The following is a 19,786-nucleotide window of genomic DNA, read 5'->3' as shown; positions in this document are numbered from 1 at the left end:
ACTACGCTGTTTACTAAGTTGTTTACTAAAAATATATTAGACAACTGTTAATTTATTCATTTAAATTAAGCGATCGAATCTCCGAAGAAAACGAAGCCGTAGTAACTCCCTTTCCGTCTCCTGTTTTAATTAAAGAAACACGAAAACGCAAGTTTTCTGTGGCAAACCAAATTTTTTCCTCTGCTGTTGCTCTTTCGTACTTAGTATTCAGAATAAACGAACCGTCTTCTACTAGCTGATACTGACCAACCGCAGGAACAGTTTCAGCATATCCCTGTTCTCTCAATAGTTGCCCTAAAGCTGGGTTGTCTAGATCTGGTAAAGGAACTAACACCGTTGAACCCGAAAGCACCTCATCTTCGTCCCAATCTGATTCTCCTAACCAAGTCATATAAAAAGGACTAGTAACCAAATGAGGATCTACCTGATTGGCTTTGCAAAGTGCGATTACCCTTTCGTCATTATTTTCTAAAGGGAGGATTTCAATCTGAGAAGTTACTTCTTCAAAGTGATGAAAAGCTAAATGGTGTGCGCTGCGCTGCGATCGCCATTTACCCAAAGAACGTTCGACAAATTCATCAATATTCATGAATTTTGAGGTCAAAATGTCTATAAAAAAGTTTAGATTATTTTATTACCTAACGGCTAAATGTTAAGCATGAGTTTTTTAAATCCTAGCAGCTAGGTTATCCGCTGCTAGATAGTAATCCTCAATCTGCTGATTAAACCGCTTATTTAATTCAAATCATTTGCGACTGCGATTTTTTTAGCCATTAGAACGCTTAGGTACTTCTTGTTCAGGATCTTCAGTGGAAGCGACAAGAGTAGTTTTATTTAAGGAAATATTAGCTACTTTTCCTCCCAGGCGGTTAATATTTTGGATGGTTTGAGACATCCGACTGTAGGGAACTTTAACTGTATAGTTACTAGTACGCGTTAATTCTTGACGACACACTCCTGTAACTTCAATAGCAACAGTACGACTACCGTACCCGCTAATATTGTTATCTCCAGTATTAATCATTCCTGTCATATTATATCCTCCAAATTTTAGATAGAAGGCGAGGATAAATTCGCCTCCAAGATATTTGATTGAGCTGTTAACTTAGAGCTCAGTGATACTGAGTATCTTCGCTCCCGTACGCTGTAGATTCTTGATTTTGGCGTTTAGCTGTTCGTAGTCAACATTGTAAGTTTGGTTGCTAAAACGATTTAAAGAACCAATGCTGGCTTTAGTTGCCTTAATGCGGAAACGCTTGTTGTTAACACCTGGAGTTCTACCAGAGCTTTTGCTAGGAAAAACAATGGGAGTAGGTTTATTAGCTGCTAAATCTGAGATTAGCTTGGCTTTATTGGTAGTAGTATCGCTGCTAGCGTAACCACGATACAGAGCGTAGGTACGATTAAAGCCTACATTCATCAAGGTGCGCTGATTGCTTTCGGTACGGGGACAAGGAACAATATTTTCCCCAAAAGCATTGTTGTACTCTTCGCTATCAATATATGAGTCAATCTCAGCTTCGTAACCAAGGTTGTTATAGATTTGCACGTGCTGGGAGATTTCTGCCTGATCTAGAGGCGCGCGTCCCAAAAAGTGCTTACAGTTCATTTCGATAAAGCGGTATTGAGAAAAATTCTCAAAAAATAGCGAACGATATAGTTCAGATTGACCGATCGCACGGACAAAACCGCGTACGGTAAGATCGCCATTTCTAAATAGAGATTCAGCAGTTTCTAGGCGATCGCAGTCTAATAAATAAGCATTCCCTAAAACTTTTTATAGGCGGTACGAATGATAAGATTAAAATCCTCGTCTGCTTTGCGTTCTCTCAGCTCAGTCGGCTGCAAGTCTGTTATCCATAGTGACATAATCAATTTCTCCTGAATTTAAATTAATTTGAGTTATTGAAATTAGGTGAGTTCGCTAATACTGACAATTTTTCCTCTGCGCTGAATTCGCTGAATCTGAGGACTCATGCGCTTGCTAAGAACAATATACTCACTGGTGCTGACTCGGCGAGGACTGTCGAATTTTACCCCTTTGACGACAATTTTAAACCGTTTGGCAGTAGCGTCTTGAGGAGAAATGCGTCCGCTGGTAGAAGGAGACTTGGCAGCAGTAGCACTATTAGTCGCAACGCTATCGACTAAACGGGATTGTTTAGTAGCGCTATCAACTCCAGCTACACCCTTAAGTAAAGTTAAAGTGCGATTATAGTTAACTTGTTTTTGACCAACTTGGCTAGTTGCTGCAGTATAAAAAGGAACAATATTTTCCCCAAATTTTTCGGAATATTCAACGCTATCGACATAAGAATCAATTTCAGCGTCGTAACCTTCTTCAATGCAACGGCGAATATCCTCTGACAGTTCTGCCTGATCTAGAGGCGCGCGTCCCAAAAGGTGCTTGAAATTTAGCTCGACAAAGCGATAGGGCGCACAGGTTTCAAAATAGCGATCGCGATAAAATTTAGATTTAGCGACGGCGCGGACAAACTCTCTCAAGCTCAAGCTACCATTACAAAATTGAGATTCGGCACTAACTAAATGCTCACTTTCCATGATGTGAGGATTGCCGAGTACTTGCTTGTATACTGCCCGAATTGTGAGCGCTTTATCATCAGCAGTGCCATTCAAACGAACTTCCACTGGTGTATCTAATAAAGCGGTCATGACTTTCTCTTGAATCAGTATTTATTTATTATTTGAGATTACGGATTGAGAACAGAAAATCCTCTGGGTTTCCTGCCCCCAAATTTTGCTATGGCGAGCTAGTTTTAATTAACTGGGGTAATACTAGCTATTTTTCCACCTTGCTTATGAATTCGCTGATATTCTTGAGATAGCTGCTCGTAAGGTACTAGATATACTTTATTGCTGCGACGGAATTTGGAGAAACTATTAGCAGGAAATCTGCCAACTCTATCTCTTACTCCCGCTGCCTGATAACCAGTTACTTCAATACGATAAACCTTGCCGTTTTCACCAGCACCAGCACCTTGACGGGTACGAGCCGACAAAGCAGGCTCTTGGAAAGACCAACCATCACCAGCAGTTCCCCCAGAAGGAGCAACTACAGATATCGGAGTCTCTAAAATAACGTTTTTGTTCAATACAGGCTTTTTACCTGACAAACTACCTTTGAGATCGCTTCCCGCAGCACCAGGCATTAGGGCAAACATATGAGTAAATTCCACCATCGTTTGACCAGGCTGACTCTTATATCCACGATGATAAGGTACAAAGTAGTCGCCATAAGCATTTTGATATTCATCGCTATCAAGATAGGAATCAATATCAGCTTCAAAACCTTCTTCGTCTAAAATCGCACTATGAGCTTTCATATCATCGTAATCGTTAGGAGCGCGACCTAAGAAATGCTTGAAGTTTAGCTCTGTATAACGATAGCGAGGGCAGGTATCAAAAAAGCGTGAACGATATAAGTCAGATTTACCAATGGCACGGACAAATTCACGTACGCTTAAGTTTCCCTGTTTAAATTGAGATTCTGGTATCTCTGCTCTCTCACTTTCCATGATGTAAGCATTACCCAAAACCTGCTTGTATACAGCACGAATAATTGTTTGTAACTCTTCTTCTGAACACCCTGGTACGTATTCAATTGGAGGAGTATCTTCATATAGGGCAACACCCAATTGTGATGCTGGACCAAATGAGCCAAAAGCCATTTAATAATCTCCCTTGAGAAATAAAATTTTCATCTTTTATGTATGGCGTGAAAATATGCGGATTTAGCCAATCTTAGAGAAAACTCTTCAGATTACCACCTGCATTACTCCAAACATTATTTGACAGCTGAGTTTTATGTAAATAGACAAACTAGACAAGCAACATTGAACTAGAGTAAAAATATTACTCAAGGCGATCGCTTGCCACGGTGGAAAATTTTAAAATCAAAGTAAATGCCATGCAGTAAGAGATTCAGTACTTTGAAATTTTACTGCCCAACAAATACTCCAGATTAAAAACTCCTCTCAGCCAATGTTTAATTAATCTTGCGGGTTAATTTCTGTTGATAGAAATCGTTACAACCCTTATATCAATGCACTATTTATTAAAAATATAACAGTGCAGTTTGTTAAAAAGGTGTTCGATCCAGTCTGGTCTTAAGTTAGACGAAATATAAATCGATCTTACGTAACACCCATAATAAATGAAACCAAGCCTTACCTAATTAAGAATAAGACAGTCATTTACAGTCTATTTATACAATGCTGCTTGAACCGTTACTATCAACTTTTGTAAAACTTAATGAGAATTATGTAAATGATTGTTAAGTTACAGCGATCGCAGATTAACCTAATACTTTTTGTTCTACCCCAAATCCTGCTAAGAGAACATTTTGTAGCGGTTGTCCAGCAGGCGGTTTTTCATAGTTTAAAATTTGACGAATCCGTAAAGTCGGATTTGTCAATGTAATTGAGTCAACCGAAACTATGCGGGTATAGTTCGTCGTCATCAATAATTCTCTAGTATTGGAGTCAAAGCGAAAGTGGGAAACAATTGGTCTGGCTTCTTCGTAAGCGCGATCGCGTAAATAGTCGCCTTCTAAGATTGAATCATTTTCAGACTCAGGCACAAACATTAGATTCAGATTTTGTCTAACCTCTTCTCCTTTTTCAGAAATAGTATAAAAACCCAAATTAAATCCAGGTAGACGATCTAGGTTATCTAGCTGGTTGTAAGCATTATCAGATAATACTTTAGCTTTTTGTTGGCTAGTTAGAGGTTGAACTTCAAAAGTAGTTTGCGATCGCTCTATTTCTTTGTAAGTCAAATAATGATAAGTGCGATCGGATTGCCAATTACCAACGCAGTCTTGAAAAAATTGTTCAAATACGGAAGTGTTCATAATTCCCCTAACTCTGTATAAAATCAATTTATTAAATGTGTTACATATGAAGTACGTAATTTGGTAACCCCGCGCTAAAAGCGACGGGGCGGAAAAACCGAAACATGGCTTTAGCCGGAGAGTGAAATATACTCACCAGTGATGTGGGTCGTCAATATAAGCTTTGATCTTGGCTGTACTTATTTTACCCGTTGTTTCATAGAAATAAGACTTGCTCCATAAAGAAGGTAATTTTAAAAGACTTGAAAATTCTTGTCGTAAGAGTCTACTGGATCTACCTTTGAATGCTCTGGCAACTTCAGCAATTGAGTGGGTAGCGTCATACTCAACCAAAAGATGCAAATGATCTGGCGCAATCTCTAATGAGCGGATAAACCATTTTTTATCTGATGCTACCGACTGAAAAATTTCAGCTAAACGTAATCTTATATTTCCTGTTAATACCTTTTTTCTTCGCTTAGGTATCCAGACTAAATGAACTGTAGCAAGTCCTAATCTGTGACTATCATGACGATAACCCAAAGACTTTTTTCTCATGTTGATGGCTATTTGTTTATCAACAATCATGATATCATTACTTTATGGCTAAATTATACAATGCACAAGTTAACAGATTGCCTGATAATAATGAGTTGTCGGCAGTATTACAGTATTTATGTAGCGAGTCAAACAAGCTGTATAATTGTACGACTTATCTAGCTAGACAGATTTACTTTAAAACTGGTAAGTATGCCAATAAATTTTGGCTTGCTAGTCAAATGAAAGCCAACCCGCATATGAAAGCCTTGTATACTTCTGCTGCACAGCAAACCTGTATTTCTGTGGGAGAAGCGTTTAAAGGTTACCGTGAGTTGCTAGGATTGTATCGCCAAGGAGAATTGTCTAACAAACCAAAATTACCAAAATATCGCAAGCGTGGATTGTTTCAAATTAGCTACCCTAAGAGATGGCTCAAATTAACGGATAAAGGCGTTAGAGTGCCTTTAGGTAAAACTTGTAAGGCTTGGTTTGGATTGTCCGAGACGTTTGTTCCGTTCCCATCTAACTTAGATTGGAACGCAGTCAAGGAACTATCAATAGTACCTCGTGCTGGTTATTTTGATGCCGTTTGGGTAACTAAGTCTGAGTCAGTCAAAATACAGAAACTTGATCGAGATAATGTACTTTCAATCGATCACGGTCTGGATAACTGGTTGAGTTGTATATCTAATGTCAACACTAGTTTTATTGTTGATGGCAAGCATCTTAAATCTGTAAACCAATGGTATAACAAGCGGGTAAGCGCAATCAAAAAAGGTAAGTCTCAAGATTTTTGGTGCGCTCTTTTAGACAGAGTAACCACTAAACGTAATCGACAGATGCGCGATGCAGTAAGCAAAGCTGCCAAGCTCGTCATCGGGCACTGTCTAGATAACAATATTGGAACCGTTGTTATGGGGTGGAACAAAGGACAAAAACAAAACTCTAATATGGGTAAAAAGAACAATCAAAAATTTGTTCAAGTTCCCACAGCCAGGGTTAAAATCAGAATTGAACAACTATGTAATGTGCATGGTATTCGGTATATTGAAACGGAGGAAAGTTATACCTCGAAAGCTTCAAGCTTAGACTTAGACACCATTCCCGTATTCGGTGAAAAACCCGTTGGATGGAAACCGTCAGGTCGTAGAGTAAAACGAGGTCTATACCGTTCTGCTTTAGGAATTGAGTTTAATGCTGATATTAACGCAAGTATTGGAATAGCAAGAAAAGTCGCAAAGCAATACGAGTTCGATTTCGATCCTCGTGGTTTTGCTAGAGGCGTTTTGACGATGCCCAGGCGGTTGAGATTTTGGTGTAAGTCCTCTAATCTTAGCAGTGCTGTAAAAGAATCTCTGTTTCTTTAGAGCAGAGAGCGTCAACCAGATAGAACTTGAGTATTGATTTAACCTTTTTAAAATAGCTGCTTTCTAACTGACCCAAGTATTTAATTAATCTCCGCTTATCAAAGGTGCTGGGTTCGATAGCGATGATCGTACTTTCATTATTTAATCCATTTTCTAAAGTAGCGATCGCTCTAACAACTACGGGAGCAATTTTCTTGTTTCTTATAACTGTAGAGGATATAGGCAGCAAAGTAACTTTAGCTCTAACTTGATTAAAGTCTGTAGAAGATATAATTAAAGCAGGTCTAGTTTTTTTAATTTCAGTACCAACCGAGGGTTCAAAATTGACTAACTAGATACTTCCGCATCGACAATCGCGCAATTTTGCTCCTCCTTACTCCAGCCCAAACCCAATTCATCTACTGCTTGAGCAGCTTCTAACATTTTTTGCCGTTTTTGTCTGATAGCTTCTTGCTCAATTAAATAACTACATAATGCACTTCGATTACGCTTGATTATGTATTCACTGCTCTCTACCAAACTATCTAATTCTTCAAGCAGTTCATCATCTATATAAATCGATATCTTTGCCATTTTAAACAGCTGATTATCTTATCTCTAAAATAGTAGCATAAAAAGTAGGATATATTGTAAGCAAAAATTATCAGACAATATTAAGCCTTTAGCTTTTAATCTTGATAAAATTCAATTTTAAAAATGCCGTCGCTGCGTTTGTCGCCGGACATTTTTTCCCAAGCTATTTCCTTAAGAAAAACGTCGGCTTGCAGCGTTTCTACTATATCTACTCCCCATTCTCCTATTTGTAGAGACGTTGGCGACATAGTAGTGGCGGGAGTGGTTTTTCTACCGCCTAAAATCAAAGTATCTGTCGCTAACTTAGATTCAGGTTGTTGACTTTTTCGGCGCTCGATTAAAATATCGCCGCACATCTGACCAATTTCTTGAGGCTCAAATTCAGCTGTGGGAAAAATAATCTCTACTACCCAATGAGGATTTTTGATATAGCTACATTTAATGTTGCCTTGTTCTTTAAGTCCATCGATAAATACCTGAGCAAATTTTTCACGCTCCAGCGCAGGAAGCTCATTATTTCGTAAATTAAAGTTGTGTGAGAGTAACATTCTCCCCGTAGATTTATCGCTCACAGGATTAAATTTTTTCCAGATGAAAGTCTATTTATAAACATATCAGAGCCTGGAACATAATCTCTATCTAACTATTAGTCCTAGCTAAGATTATAAGCACCGCCACGTTCTAAGGCTCGTTGGTAAGCCGAGCGTGCGTGGATGCGCTCCAAAAAAGCCATGAGTTGCGGACGACTCGCATCTAAATTGGCGTAAGAAACAGCGGCTTCTAAGGGAAAGCTCAGTTGAATATCGGCTGCGGTGAATTCGTTGCCAACAAACCAGGTGTTCTTTTCAAGTTCCGCTGCCAAATAATCCAGGTGTTGGGCAATTTGCGGCTCGATAAACGTACTTTTGACTCGTCCTGTGATGAGTTTAACAATTGGTTGTAAGAGAAAAGGCGTTATTTTTTGCTCAATTTGATTAAAAATTAGCTGCATTACTAATGGTGGCATTGCCGATCCTTCTGCATAGTGCAGCCAGTAAGTATAGCGCAACCGCTCTGAAGTTCCTGCTACAGGGGCTAGCCGTCCATTGCCATAGCGATCGACTAAATATTCTACGATCGCACCAGATTCGGCTAGGGTCAGTTCTTCGTCGGTAATAACGGGAGATTTACCCAATGCATGAACCTCGCGCAATGACGCAGGTGCTAACAGGGTTTCTCGATCACGTTCGTAACGCTTGACTTGGTATTCTAAACCAAGTTCCTCCAACAGCCAAAGTATGCGCCCAGAGCGAGAATCGTTCAAATGGTGGACAGTAATCGTCAAATTATTTTTTTGAGCTATTTATCTTAGCAATTTACAAAACTTTACTTAAGAGTCAAAACTTGCCTACGTTTAGCAAAATTGGCTTATTTGACTAATCCTGCTCTCAAGGCTCTGACCGCAGCTTGAGTGCGATCATCGGCACATAATTTATTCAAAATATGGCAAACGTGAGTTTTAACAGTTCCTACAGTTATATAAAGCTTTTTAGCTATTTCTGCATTACTACAGCCAGCCACAATTAACTCTAAAACTTCAAGTTCTCGGTCGGTTAACGGGTAAGTTTCAATCAACTGCTGATATTCACCTGCTACGGCAGTAATTGCTTGAGTATCTTCTTCATTTTGCTGAGCAGTAGCTGCAACATCCGACCTACTTGCCGCAGCAACCGCTTTGGTGTTTTGAGCCTGTTTGAGAACAATACGCGCGATCGCTGGATCGATCCAGGCATTCCCTTCATGGGTGTTACGAATTGCCTGAACCAGATTATCCATACTAACGTCCTTGAGACTATAAGAATCGGCTCCGGCAGCAAAAGCAGCAATTACCGAATCTTCGCTATCGTGCATGGTAAGCATCAAAACCTTAGTCTCAAAACCAGGATTTTCTAGCTGATAGCTCCTTAATTTCTGAGTAACCTCAATGCCGTCAATATCAGGTAAACCAATATCAACCAGGGCAACATCTGGCTGATGAGTTTTAATTTTTTTCAATCCATCGTTCCCATTGGCAGCGTTATCCACAATCTCTATGTCCTGATATTGCTTTAGTGCAGCACATAGACCAATTCGGCTTAGATCGTGATCTTCAATTAAAACGACGTTGATTTTGCTCATTATTTTAAAGATAAATTCTCTATAGTTTATCTAAATAATTATCTATCTTTTAAGACTTTACTTACATTTGATTATTCATTCCATCATTCGCGAGATGTATATCTTAATGCAAGCCGAAAATCAACTCGAATCATTTTTTGCCAATTGTTGAGTTAAATCTATTATAATCATCTACCTTAAGATAGATTACTGCTAATAATTTCATTGGTTACAATTGTATGTCTGAAAATACATATTATTAAACAATATTTTCAACCGAGGGATAATTAAGCAATATTTTGGTGATAGTTGGAATGGCAATTTTTTCTTTTATGCCTCATGGAATGTGCTATTTATGGAAACCCTGGTTAGTCGGTTTACATTTAGTGAGCAATGGGGCAATTGCTTTAGCCTATTTTTCTATTCCGATAACTTTAATTTACATACTACGTAAACGTGAGGATATTCCTTTTAACGGCATATTTTGGTTATTTGCTGCGTTTATCTTATTTTGTGGTACTGGTCATACTATTGATATTTGGACGCTGTGGCATCCAAACTACTGGCTATCAAGTTGGATCAAATTATTGACGGCGTTAGTTTCCTGTGCAACAGCGCTCGCTTTAACGATCAAAATCCCCGAAATTCTTACCTTACCTTCACCAACCCAAGTAAATAATATTAATCAACAGCTAAAAGCCAAAATTGCTGAACTAGAACAGCAAAAAGCCATTATTCGCCAACAAGAAGAATTTCTGCGCACCATCTACGATAGTGTTCAAGAAGCGATTTTCGTGATTAAAGTCGAATTGGATGGCACGTTTTGCTATCAAGGGTTTAATCCTGCGGCGATCGAGTTAACAGGAATAAGCGATGTAGTAGGGAAAACCCCCGCACAAGTTATGTCTCCTGAAGCCACAGCAGCAGTTGAGCGACGTTATACAGAATGTCTTCAGGCAGCAACAGCTATTACCTATGAAGAATGTCTGCCTTTTCAGGATCGAGATACCTGGTGGTTGACTAATCTCAATCCGATTAAAGATGAAGCAGGACATATATCTCGCTTAATCGGTACTAGTCTTAATATTAACGCTCGCAAACAAGCGGAAATAGAATTAGATCGAGACAAGCAATTTTTACAGGCATTACTAGATAACCTATCTGATGGCATTGTATCGTGCGATCGCCATGGAGTAATAACCCTGTTTAATCGAGCTACTAGAGAGTTCCATGGACTGCCTGAGTCAGCTATACCTGCGTCAGAGTGGGCAGAATACTACAATCTCTATTTGCCTGATGGTCAAACCAAAATGTCTCAAGAAGATATTCCCCTATTTCGGGCTTTGACAGGAGAATTTGTTCGCGATGTCGAAATGAAGATTATCCCCAAAAAAGGCAAACCCCGTACCTTACTCGCTAACGGCAATCCAATTATCGATCGTCAGGGCGAAAACATGGGGGCAATTGTGGCGATGAGAGACATTACTGAACGTAAAGAGGCAGAAGCAGAATTAGATCGAGAAAGAGTATTTATCAAAACCTTACTTAATAATCTTTCCGATGGTATTGTTGCCTGCGATCGCGATGGCAATTTGGTATTATTCAATCAAGCTATGATTAAGCTTTACGGATTTCCTCAGCCAGCTATACTTGCGGATAAGTGGGCGCAACACTATAACCTTTATGACGTTGAAGGCAAGCATCATCTTAAGCAGGAAGATATTCCTTTGTCTAGAGCCTTTTCAGGAGAATCATTTACTAATGTCGAACTAATGGTAATTCCCCAACAAGGTAAACCCCGTATTCTTAGCACCAACGGCAGCCCAATTATTGACGGTAACGGAGTTAAATTAGGTGCGGTGGTGGCAGTACAAGATATTACCGAAAGAAAGAAAGCTGAACAGGAAGTTGCCAGACTAAACCAAGAATTAGAAGCCAGGGTTAAACAGCGTACCGCCCAGCTAGAACAACGCAACCAAGAGTTAGATCAGTTTGCCTACGTTACTTCTCACGATCTTAAAGCCCCGCTTAGGGCGATCGCTAATCTTTCCCAATGGATTGAAGAAGATTTAGCAGATAAGATGGAGCAAGAAACCAAGTACAACATGAACCTGTTGCGGGGTAGAGTTCATCGCCTCGAAAACCTCATCAACGCTCTGCTGGCTTATTCTCGCGTTGGCAGACTAAAATCTGATTTGCAAGAGGTGTCAGTCGGTAAAATGCTGACGGACATTATGGATTTACTGGATCTTCCCGAACATTTTCAAGTTGAAATTCAGGAAGAAATGCCCACTTTTATTACCGATGCAGTCCCTTTACAGCAAGTGTTTAATAATTTGATCACTAACGCCATTAAACACAGCAATTCTCTTGCTGGTAAAATTACCATCTCTGCAATAGAACGAGCAGATCATTATCAGTTTGTCGTAGCCGATAACGGAAAAGGTATCGATCCTAAATACCACGACAGAATTTTTACAATGTTTCAGACTTTAGAATCTAGAGATACCAAAGAAAATACGGGAATTGGTTTAGCAATAGTCAAAAAAGCAGTGGAAAATCAGGGGGGTCAAATTACGATCGATTCCAAGTTAGGGGATGGTGCAACTTTCTGTTTTACCTGGCTCAAACAGAGCAGTTAACTCCATTGTTCTTAAATATTAAATAACCAATAGCTATTACATAAGATATACAACAGACACCCAAAGCAAATAGAACCAATATCATAGAGTTATAAGTTTTATATTTCCTAACAGCTATGAGAGTTGGTTTACAGTTTGACCTAAGCGATACTAATGTTGATGCTCAAATAAATAACAGTCAACGTCAACTATCCTTGGCGATATTGGCCGTTCCCGATGACCGAGTTAGGGAGTTGCCCTTAAATCTCTGTCTGATTTTAGATCGCAGTGGCTCTATGTCAGAACAACCCTTAGAGATGGTGAAAGAAGCAGCAATTAGCATTATTGAAAAGCTTAAGCCAGGCGATCGCATTAGCGTGGTTGCTTTCGATCATCGAGCTAGTGTAATTGTGCCAAATCAGGCAGTTACCAATATTAAGCCAATCAAGCAAAAAATTAGGCTGATGGTTGCTGAAGGTGGAACTGCAATTGATGAAGGATTGCGTTTGGGGCTCAAAGAAGTTGCTGCCAACAATCAACACTGTGTATCTCGCATTTTTTTACTGACCGATGGGGAAAATGAACACGGTGATAATCATCGCTGTCTCAAGATAGCAGAATTGGCTGCGGAATATAACGTCACTATTGATACTTTAGGTTTTGGGGAACACTGGAATCAGGATGTTTTAGAGCAGATTTCTGATGCGGCACAAGGAACTCTGGCATATATAGAACAGCCTGAGCAAGCACTATCGGAGTTTGTGCGGCTTTTGGCTCGCGCTCAGTCCGTGGGTTTGACTAATAGCACACTTACTGTAGAGTTAATGCCCAAAGTCCGCCTCGCAGAATTAAAGCCCGTGGCTCAAGTTGGTCCTGAAACTATTGAATTACCAATTCAGTTAGAGGGTAACTACTTTAGCGTTCGTTTGGGAGATTTAATGATAGATCGACCACGAGTGATTTTAATTAATTTATATATTAATCAATTGTCCCCAGGCAAACACAAAATTGCTGCTGCTCAACTACGCTATGACGATCCTGGAACAAATCAGGAAAACCTGCATTCGCATGTTCTGGCAATTGAACTAGAAGCTCAGAATTTATATCAGGCAAAACTTAGCGATCGCGTCCAAAATCATATTTTAACCTTGGCTAAATATCGTCAAACCCAAATTGCTGAGACTAAATTAAAAAATGGCGATCGCACTGGCGCAGCCAATATGTTGCAAACCGCTGCTAAAACTGCTCTAAAGCTTGGAGATAAGCAAGGCGCAACGATATTACAAACCAATGCTACTCGTCTGCAAATTGGTAAAGACTTATCCCAAGGCGATCGTAAAAAAACTCGCCTAGTTTCTAAAACAGTTCTGCAAGAATAAACTTTCAGGGGCGAAAAATAAAAGTCTGTGAGTTTGGCTATGTAATTGTTAACCTAATTAATGTTAATAGTTAATAAAGTTTTCCCGAGCTTTTATCAAGATTAAATTTATTAATTAACGTAGTAAAAGCTAAAGCCTTTTTTCCAAAACTTTAGCTACAAAACAAAACAAACTGAGATTTTTTCTGGATTTGACTCATTTTAAATAGAATAGTGTTCAAATCTCTATCTATCTAACCACCTACAAATGACATCAATAAGATGACACCTATGCTGCTTATAGCTAAAAGTACTGCTAGTGTAATTGATTGTCCTAAATCTGAAGAAGCTTTCATAGTCTTTATTTTTCTGAGTTTTACAATGGTAGCTATAGACAACAACCTAAATTAAAAACCAGCAAAATTACAAAAAGCACTTGGGGATCGAGTGTTATTTACAAAATACAGCTTTTAATAGGCTTTTAATTTATGTAATTAATAATATCTGACCTTTGTTACTATACGCTCATAAAAGAAACGTTTGTTTATACAACTTTGTTTAACTAAACATTAAATTTGGTTGCTGCTATTAAAACTACGATTGTAAGGGCGAACAATTGCTCGCCCCTACATAAAACTGATGTCATAACCTAAAAACGTAACGCTATAATTCAAATTAATAGCTAATTTGCAGAGTAACGGAAGCATCGACAGTCTGATCTCCACCTATAATTGGCGTGCTAACGTCGGCACTCGCTTTATTAGCTAGCTCGGCTTGAATAAACATCGGTTGAGGAATACTAGCTTGATTAATTTGAATATTAACAATCTCTTTTGCAGTAAGGTTGAGGGTTTTCAAGACAGTATTTGCTAAAGCCTGGGCATCTAAAGTTGCTTGTTGCAGCGATTCCTTTTGTGCGGCAGAAATAGCTGCATCAGTGGCAGTAAAACTCACCCCATTAATCCGAGTTGCTCCAGCTTTCACTGTTTGATCCAATATATCGCCCACTCGATCTGTTTCGAGGCGAAAACTTACTGTATTCGTGCCAATATAACCTGATATATTGTTTTGATTATTACTATAGTCATAAGTTGCCTGTAGCTGAACGCCAGTGGTTTGCAATTGTTCAACATTGCGAGAGTTAAGAAAATCCACTACGGATGATGTCCTTTGAGCAATTTGTTCCTGTACTTCTATTGCTGTTTTTCCAGTAACTTCGACTCCTAGTTCTATTTGCGTTAAGGTTGTGGGAATTTTTTTGCTTCCTTGTCCAGTGACTTGCAAGGTTGATAACAATTCTTCTGCACTCATAGCTGGTTTAGTCAAAATAAAACCTACAAGGCTAAAGATAGATAAAGCAATTCCCAAACGTTGATAAGATATAGAACGATTCATTTTCCAATTGTTGGCGATTTAACTAAATGTTTTAACCCAGTTATTGACTGAATTAAGTTACTTTTAGTTGCCAAAGTTAATCAGCAAAATTTCCTCGATAATTATTTTTATTACCGAAAGAGTAATTATGGCTATTGTTTAGCAAAATTAAAGAGCTAGATTATAAGCTAGATTCTAATTCTTAATAATGTTTTGAATATTATGCTGAATTTCTGCCCATTGGCGGGGAAAGCGATCTTGAGTGTAGACGAGTAAGGCTTTATTGAGAAATGCGATCGCCCGTTGTTTATTCTCTTCTGCGTCGTCTTTTACCCGATGACAATAAGCACCGCCCAGATTATTATTCAACATTGCCCAGTTGTAGGGAAATTTCTCTAGAGTATGAATTGAGAGGGCGTTTTCGTAATGAGAGATCGAGCGTTCGATGTTGTTGTTTTTATTTCCCTTAATGCGGGATTGAAAAGCATTGCCTAAATTATTCTGCAACATTGCCCAACGATGAGGATTATCGACAAGGGTATAGATTGTCAAAGCCTGTTCTAAATGATTAATTGCAGTTTCGATATTCTCAGCTTTATCTCCTACTATGCGGTTAGGATAGATGTCTCCTAAATTGTTGTGGGAGGCTGCCCAATCTTGAGGATAATCTTCTAGATTGTGAACTGATAAGGCTCGGTTGTAACAAGCGATCGCCCGTTCGATATTCCTGGCGCGATCGCCTTTAACTTGATAAGTGTAAGCAATACCTAAGTTGCGCTGAGTGTTGCCCCAGATATAAGGATATTTCTCCTGAGTAATTACCTCTAATGATAGCTGATAGGTAGCAATTGCCTGTTCGATGTTTTCTTGACGACTACCTAAAACGCGATCGCGCCAAGCATTACCCAAATTAGACTGAATCATCGCCCAATCTTGGGGAAAGGCAGTTGGCGGATAGGCTTTTAAAGCTGCTTCATATGCCACAATTGCCAATTCAACGTTATTAGATTTATCTCCTGCGGGATAGGCACTGATTACATTACCGAAATTGATTAAATCATTGGCGATCGCTTTTCCCTGGTTCGGCTCTACCGACAAAATAGTCTCGTTTGCCCAGTATTTAAGAATTTTAGTGGTATTGTGATCGAGCTTATCTTGATTTTCGCGAATTAGAGCATACACTTTGTCTGGTTGAAGGCGATCCGATATTTTTTGCAGCAAAATCATTAAAAACTCAAAATACTCTTGGCGACGATTAGGAAAAGTATGGGTTTTGTCTGACTGGAGTAACTTACCTGCCAAATTAATTAAACGTTCGGCAGCACCAATATCCCCTGAGCGTCTTAAATTTTCTCCCACGGACATCAAACAGCTAATAAACTCCTGATTGACTAACTCAGGATGAGCATTCAAAATGTTTACTTCTTGCTCTTGAGGATTGCTGAGTAAAATATCGATTAGTTTGAGGTAAGGACGTTCTAATTTGCTCATGGGAAATCAAGACTAATTAAGATCGGCTTTATCTGACAACCGTATAATATATCGGACTCCATTCCTAATATCTGTATACTGTGACTGTAAATAAAAAATCATCTCCTTCTGTCGGCAGTATCGCTAAATTAGTGGCGATCGCCACTTTAGTCAGTAAACTGTTTGGATTTGCTCGTGAATTAGTAGTTTCGGCAGCTTTTGGGCTTGGTCCAGTAAAAAACGCCTACGCCTATGCTTATACTATACCTGGCTTTTTGTTTGTTTTAATAGGTGGCATCAACGGTCCTTTTCATAGTGCTTTAGTTAGTATATTAGCCAAAAAAGATAAGTCGGAAGCACCAGTAATTGTCGAAACGGTTTCTACTTTGACCAGTATTTTGCTGCTATTGGCCACAATACTGATTATGATTTTTGCCAGCAATTTAATCGGCATATTAGGACCAGAATTAGCTCCAGAAGTCAAAAGAATTGCCATTATACAGCTACGAATTATGGCTCCTATGACGCTACTGGCAGGATTAATTGGCATTGGGTTTGGTACTCTCAATGCAGCAGATAGTTATTTACTACCTAGTATCAGTCCTTTATTTTCTAGTGTAGTAATTACTACAGGGATAGCAGTAGTTTTAGGCAAATTTGGCGAGCAGTTAAATACCCCTCCATATTTTCAGCTCGGTGCAATTGTTTTGGCAGGGGCAACCTTAGGGGGAGCAATCCTCCAGTGGCTGGCTCAATTGATTGTGCAGTGGCGAGCAGGGATGGGAACACTCAAGCTAAGGTTCAACTGGAATACCCCAGGAGTTAGGGAAATATTTAGCGTCATGATTCCTGCCACACTTTCATCGGGGATGCTATATGTAAATTTAAACGTTGACCAGTTTTTTGTTTCAGGTATAGCTGGTGCTGCTGCTGCCATTCAAAATGCCACCTTTATTTTTATTACTCCTTTGGGGATTATTTCCAATGCTATTTTAGTTCCCTTTTATCCAGTATTTTCTCGATTAACTGCACCTGAAAATTGGCCAGAATTAAAACTAAGAATACGTCAAGGAATATTTCTCAGTGCGCTGACTATGTTGCCCTTTACGGCAATTTTTATGTCCCTGGCTTTACCTATTGTTCGACTGGCTTTCGAGCGTGGTCAATTCAGCTTTGAAAATTCTCAATTTGTGGCTTCTTTGCTAGTAGTTTATGGCTTCGGAATGTTTTTTTATATGAGCAGAGATGTTTTATTGAGAGTATTTTATGCCTTGGGCGACGGCACAACACCTTTTAAAATCAGCATCATCAATATTTTGATCAATGCCATCCTGGATTACTTGTTGATTGAAACTTTTGGTGCGCCAGGGTTGATTATGGCAACTGTGGGAGTAAATATTATTTCCGTAATCCTCTTTGTCTGGATCTTGAACCGACGCTTAAATGGTTTGCCTTTAGTGCAATGGAGTCAAGATCTTACGGGTTTATTTGTAGCTACTGCTGTCGCTGGGTTAGCTAGTTATGGTGTAAGTCAAGGCTTAGAAAAAACAATCGGCAATGACAATTTGTTACTGATACTGATTAAATTAAGTATTTCTAGTGCAGTAGCGATCGCCATTTTTGGTTTGATTGCCACACAGCTAAGATTGCCTGAATTAAATATGTTGACCAGTAGAATTAAACAAAAGTTTGGTAAATAAAGATGGGAATGCCAGAAGCGTTTTTAGCTAAAGTCGCTGTACAAAACTGCATATAAAGACTACAGCTTACGTATTAAGACGTTTAAGGGAAAAATAATCATTAGAACCAAAAATCTATTAAACGTCCTGATGTCAAAATGAAAAAAATTAAATTATCTGCCTTAAGTTTGTTTTCCTTAGCTGCGCTGCTACCCTTATTACCTACCGCAACTCCTGGCGCTGGTGCTTGTGCAATAGTTGATGCCACGACTCAGGTGGCTCTACATAGTTCAGCCATTCCCGCCAATCAGCAAAACACAGTCAATACAGCTAGTGATGGTAATTGTTTGGGTAATGCAGCAGTCGGCACTACAACTCAAGTTGGAGTAGGTTCAGACCCCCAACAGCAGATTAACCAAAGTGATTATTATGTTGGCGGGGGCGACGTTAATAATACTGGCTTGACCAGTCCTTTAATTGAGGTGACTCCTCAAACTCAGATCGATCTGCAAATTCCCGCCTACGCTCAATAGTTCGTAGACGGTTTTGTTCCCTAGTAAAGAAGAAAATTGCGGCGCGATCGCTTTTCCTTTTTTACTCATCTCTTTGTTACTTGCCCATCCCTAGCTGTTGGGCTTTTTGGTAAACTTTCCCCTCTGTTAACAGCGAAGGGGCAATGACTACATCTACCTGCTGCATTTCCTTGAGGTCTTTTGCTCCCAAAGTTCCCATGCTGGTTTTGATTGCACCAAGCAGGTTATGTGTCCCGTCGTCGAGTTTGGCAGGGCCGACTAAGATCTCTTTGATAGTTCCTGTCGTTCCTACCTTAATCCGAGTCCCACGGGGCAATACAGGGCTAGGAGTTGCCATTCCCCAGTGAAAATCTCCTCCAGGGGCTTCAGCAGCACGGGCGATCGGTGAGCCAATCATCACGGCATCAGCACCACAGGCTAAACATTTACAAATATCTCCTCCAGTAACAATACCGCCATCAGAAATCACCGGCACATATTTACCCGTTTCAGCATAATAATCATCTCGCGCAGCACTACAGTCAGCAGTAGCAGTCGCCTGAGGAACACCTACCCCCAAAACTCCACGAGAAGTACAGGCAGCACCAGGCCCAATTCCCACTAATACTGCCGCAGCACCAGCTTTCATTAGCTTGAGAGCGACTTCGTAGGTTACGCAGTTGCCTAATACTACAGGCATTGGCATTTCCTGGCAAAAAGCAGCTAAATCTAGAGGCGCGATCGCCTCCGGAGATAAATGATCGCTAGACACTACCGTAGCTTGAATAAAGAGAAGATCTGCTCCTGCTTCTGCGACTATTTTGCCGTACTTACTTGCTCCTGCAGGAGTTAAGCTGACTGCGGCGATCGCATCTTGGCTTTTGATTTCTTGAATTCTTTTCGTTATTAGTTCTGGTTTTATTGACTCTGCATAAAGTTGCTGCATCAATCCAACAAAATCATCATTTCCCACCGACTCAATTTTACTTAAAATTGGTTCGGGGTCTTCATATCGAGTTTGTATCCCTTCTAGGTTCAATACGCCAATCGAACCCAACTGTGATAGTAAAACTGCCATTTTGACATCAACCACGCCATCCATTGCACTAGCTAGGATCGGTATTTCGCGGTCGATTCCGCCAATTTGCCAGGTAGTATTTGCCAGACTAGGGTCTAAAGTACGCACTCCAGGAGAAAGTGCTATTTCGTCAAATCCATAGGCTCTACGAGCCTGTTTTCCGCGACCAATTGATATTTCCACGCTGCTTGATTCGTTCCCAAAGCTTATTAGCTTAGGCTATCAAA

At 39.7% G+C, this 19,786-nt stretch carries 20 protein-coding genes and 1 pseudogene; 6 read left to right on the top strand and 15 right to left on the bottom strand.

The features are described from left to right. Positions 1 to 52 precede the first annotated feature (52 nt). The 8 genes and pseudogenes from V6C71_19730 to tnpA form a co-directional block, all read right to left on the bottom strand. A complete protein-coding gene (locus V6C71_19730; GenBank protein ID HEY9770686.1) occupies positions 53 to 589 on the bottom strand; it encodes a phycobiliprotein lyase in 537 nt (178 codons plus the stop codon). 177 nt (positions 590 to 766) lie between these two features. Further along, positions 767 to 1,033: a phycobilisome linker polypeptide gene (locus tag V6C71_19725; GenBank protein HEY9770685.1), complete on the bottom strand. Its 267-nt coding sequence runs from the start codon at positions 1,031 to 1,033 to the stop codon at positions 767 to 769. Between the two features lie 72 nt (positions 1,034 to 1,105). Continuing rightward, complete coding sequence (locus V6C71_19720; GenBank protein ID HEY9770684.1) at positions 1,106 to 1,420, bottom strand: phycobilisome linker polypeptide; 315 nt, start codon at positions 1,418 to 1,420, stop codon at positions 1,106 to 1,108. A gap of 84 nt (positions 1,421 to 1,504) precedes the next feature. After that, positions 1,505 to 1,714: pseudogene (locus V6C71_19715) on the bottom strand (phycobilisome rod-core linker polypeptide). A 197-nt stretch (positions 1,715 to 1,911) separates the two neighbouring features. Then, positions 1,912 to 2,673 (bottom strand): phycobilisome rod-core linker polypeptide, encoded by a 762-nt coding sequence (locus V6C71_19710; GenBank protein ID HEY9770683.1) that lies wholly within the window; start codon positions 2,671 to 2,673, stop codon positions 1,912 to 1,914. A gap of 104 nt (positions 2,674 to 2,777) precedes the next feature. After that, positions 2,778 to 3,689, bottom strand: coding sequence for a phycobilisome linker polypeptide (locus V6C71_19705; GenBank protein ID HEY9770682.1), 912 nt, complete (start codon positions 3,687 to 3,689; stop codon positions 2,778 to 2,780). A gap of 626 nt (positions 3,690 to 4,315) precedes the next feature. Then, a complete protein-coding gene (locus tag V6C71_19700) occupies positions 4,316 to 4,873 on the bottom strand; it encodes a phycobiliprotein lyase (protein HEY9770681.1) in 558 nt (185 codons plus the stop codon). Between the two features lie 132 nt (positions 4,874 to 5,005). Next, positions 5,006 to 5,410, bottom strand: coding sequence for an IS200/IS605 family transposase (gene tnpA / locus V6C71_19695; GenBank protein HEY9770680.1), 405 nt, complete (start codon positions 5,408 to 5,410; stop codon positions 5,006 to 5,008). Positions 5,411 to 5,487: 77 nt separating this feature from the next. On the opposite strand from tnpA, the gene V6C71_19690 reads away from it, so the two are divergent. Together V6C71_19690 and V6C71_19685 are read left to right on the top strand one after the other, a co-directional pair. Further along, the gene (locus tag V6C71_19690; protein ID HEY9770679.1) at positions 5,488 to 6,759 is read left to right on the top strand and encodes a transposase; all 1,272 of its coding nucleotides are present in this window, start codon (positions 5,488 to 5,490) and stop codon (positions 6,757 to 6,759) included. Positions 6,760 to 6,881: 122 nt separating this feature from the next. Continuing rightward, entirely contained in the window at positions 6,882 to 7,010 is a 129-nt protein-coding gene (locus V6C71_19685; protein ID HEY9770678.1) for a hypothetical protein, read from the top strand. 76 nt (positions 7,011 to 7,086) lie between these two features. Here the strand turns inward: V6C71_19685 and V6C71_19680 are convergent, their stop codons facing one another. The 4 genes from V6C71_19680 to V6C71_19665 form a co-directional block, all read right to left on the bottom strand. Then, entirely contained in the window at positions 7,087 to 7,332 is a 246-nt protein-coding gene (locus tag V6C71_19680; protein ID HEY9770677.1) for a hypothetical protein, read from the bottom strand. A gap of 95 nt (positions 7,333 to 7,427) precedes the next feature. Next, positions 7,428 to 7,904 carry a DUF2656 domain-containing protein gene (locus tag V6C71_19675; GenBank protein HEY9770676.1) on the bottom strand — a complete coding sequence of 159 codons (477 nt, stop codon included), beginning with the start codon at positions 7,902 to 7,904 and terminating at the stop codon, positions 7,428 to 7,430. Positions 7,905 to 7,984: 80 nt separating this feature from the next. Then, entirely contained in the window at positions 7,985 to 8,656 is a 672-nt protein-coding gene (locus V6C71_19670) for a glutathione S-transferase (GenBank protein HEY9770675.1), read from the bottom strand. Positions 8,657 to 8,739: 83 nt separating this feature from the next. Further along, positions 8,740 to 9,489, bottom strand: coding sequence for a response regulator transcription factor (locus tag V6C71_19665; GenBank protein HEY9770674.1), 750 nt, complete (start codon positions 9,487 to 9,489; stop codon positions 8,740 to 8,742). 293 nt (positions 9,490 to 9,782) lie between these two features. Between V6C71_19665 and V6C71_19660 the strand changes: the two genes are divergently transcribed. Both V6C71_19660 and V6C71_19655 read left to right on the top strand, forming a co-directional pair. Next, positions 9,783 to 12,110 carry a PAS domain S-box protein gene (locus V6C71_19660; GenBank protein HEY9770673.1) on the top strand — a complete coding sequence of 776 codons (2,328 nt, stop codon included), beginning with the start codon at positions 9,783 to 9,785 and terminating at the stop codon, positions 12,108 to 12,110. Positions 12,111 to 12,226: 116 nt separating this feature from the next. Next, positions 12,227 to 13,468, top strand: a complete 1,242-nt coding sequence (locus tag V6C71_19655; GenBank protein ID HEY9770672.1) for a VWA domain-containing protein — start codon at positions 12,227 to 12,229, stop codon at positions 13,466 to 13,468. Positions 13,469 to 14,121: 653 nt separating this feature from the next. Here the strand turns inward: V6C71_19655 and V6C71_19650 are convergent. Together V6C71_19650 and V6C71_19645 are read right to left on the bottom strand one after the other, a co-directional pair. Next, entirely contained in the window at positions 14,122 to 14,841 is a 720-nt protein-coding gene (locus tag V6C71_19650) for an SIMPL domain-containing protein (protein ID HEY9770671.1), read from the bottom strand. 174 nt (positions 14,842 to 15,015) lie between these two features. Further along, complete coding sequence (locus tag V6C71_19645) at positions 15,016 to 16,311, bottom strand: tetratricopeptide repeat protein (protein ID HEY9770670.1); 1,296 nt, start codon at positions 16,309 to 16,311, stop codon at positions 15,016 to 15,018. Positions 16,312 to 16,391: 80 nt separating this feature from the next. Here V6C71_19645 and murJ point away from each other — a divergent pair, with 80 nt between their 5' ends. Then, positions 16,392 to 17,990, top strand: coding sequence for a murein biosynthesis integral membrane protein MurJ (gene murJ / locus V6C71_19640; protein ID HEY9770669.1), 1,599 nt, complete (start codon positions 16,392 to 16,394; stop codon positions 17,988 to 17,990). 137 nt (positions 17,991 to 18,127) lie between these two features. Continuing rightward, entirely contained in the window at positions 18,128 to 18,502 is a 375-nt protein-coding gene (locus V6C71_19635; GenBank protein HEY9770668.1) for a hypothetical protein, read from the top strand. 76 nt (positions 18,503 to 18,578) lie between these two features. Here V6C71_19635 and V6C71_19630 read toward each other — a convergent pair whose 3' ends face one another. Continuing rightward, entirely contained in the window at positions 18,579 to 19,742 is a 1,164-nt protein-coding gene (locus tag V6C71_19630) for a GuaB3 family IMP dehydrogenase-related protein (GenBank protein ID HEY9770667.1), read from the bottom strand. Positions 19,743 to 19,786 lie beyond the last annotated feature (44 nt).

The sequence above is a fragment of the Coleofasciculaceae cyanobacterium genome (assembly GCA_036703275.1).
GTDB lineage: Bacteria > Cyanobacteriota > Cyanobacteriia > Cyanobacteriales > Xenococcaceae > Waterburya.
Note: the sequence above shows the minus strand (reverse complement) of the source record. Positions and strands in the feature narration are given on the sequence as shown.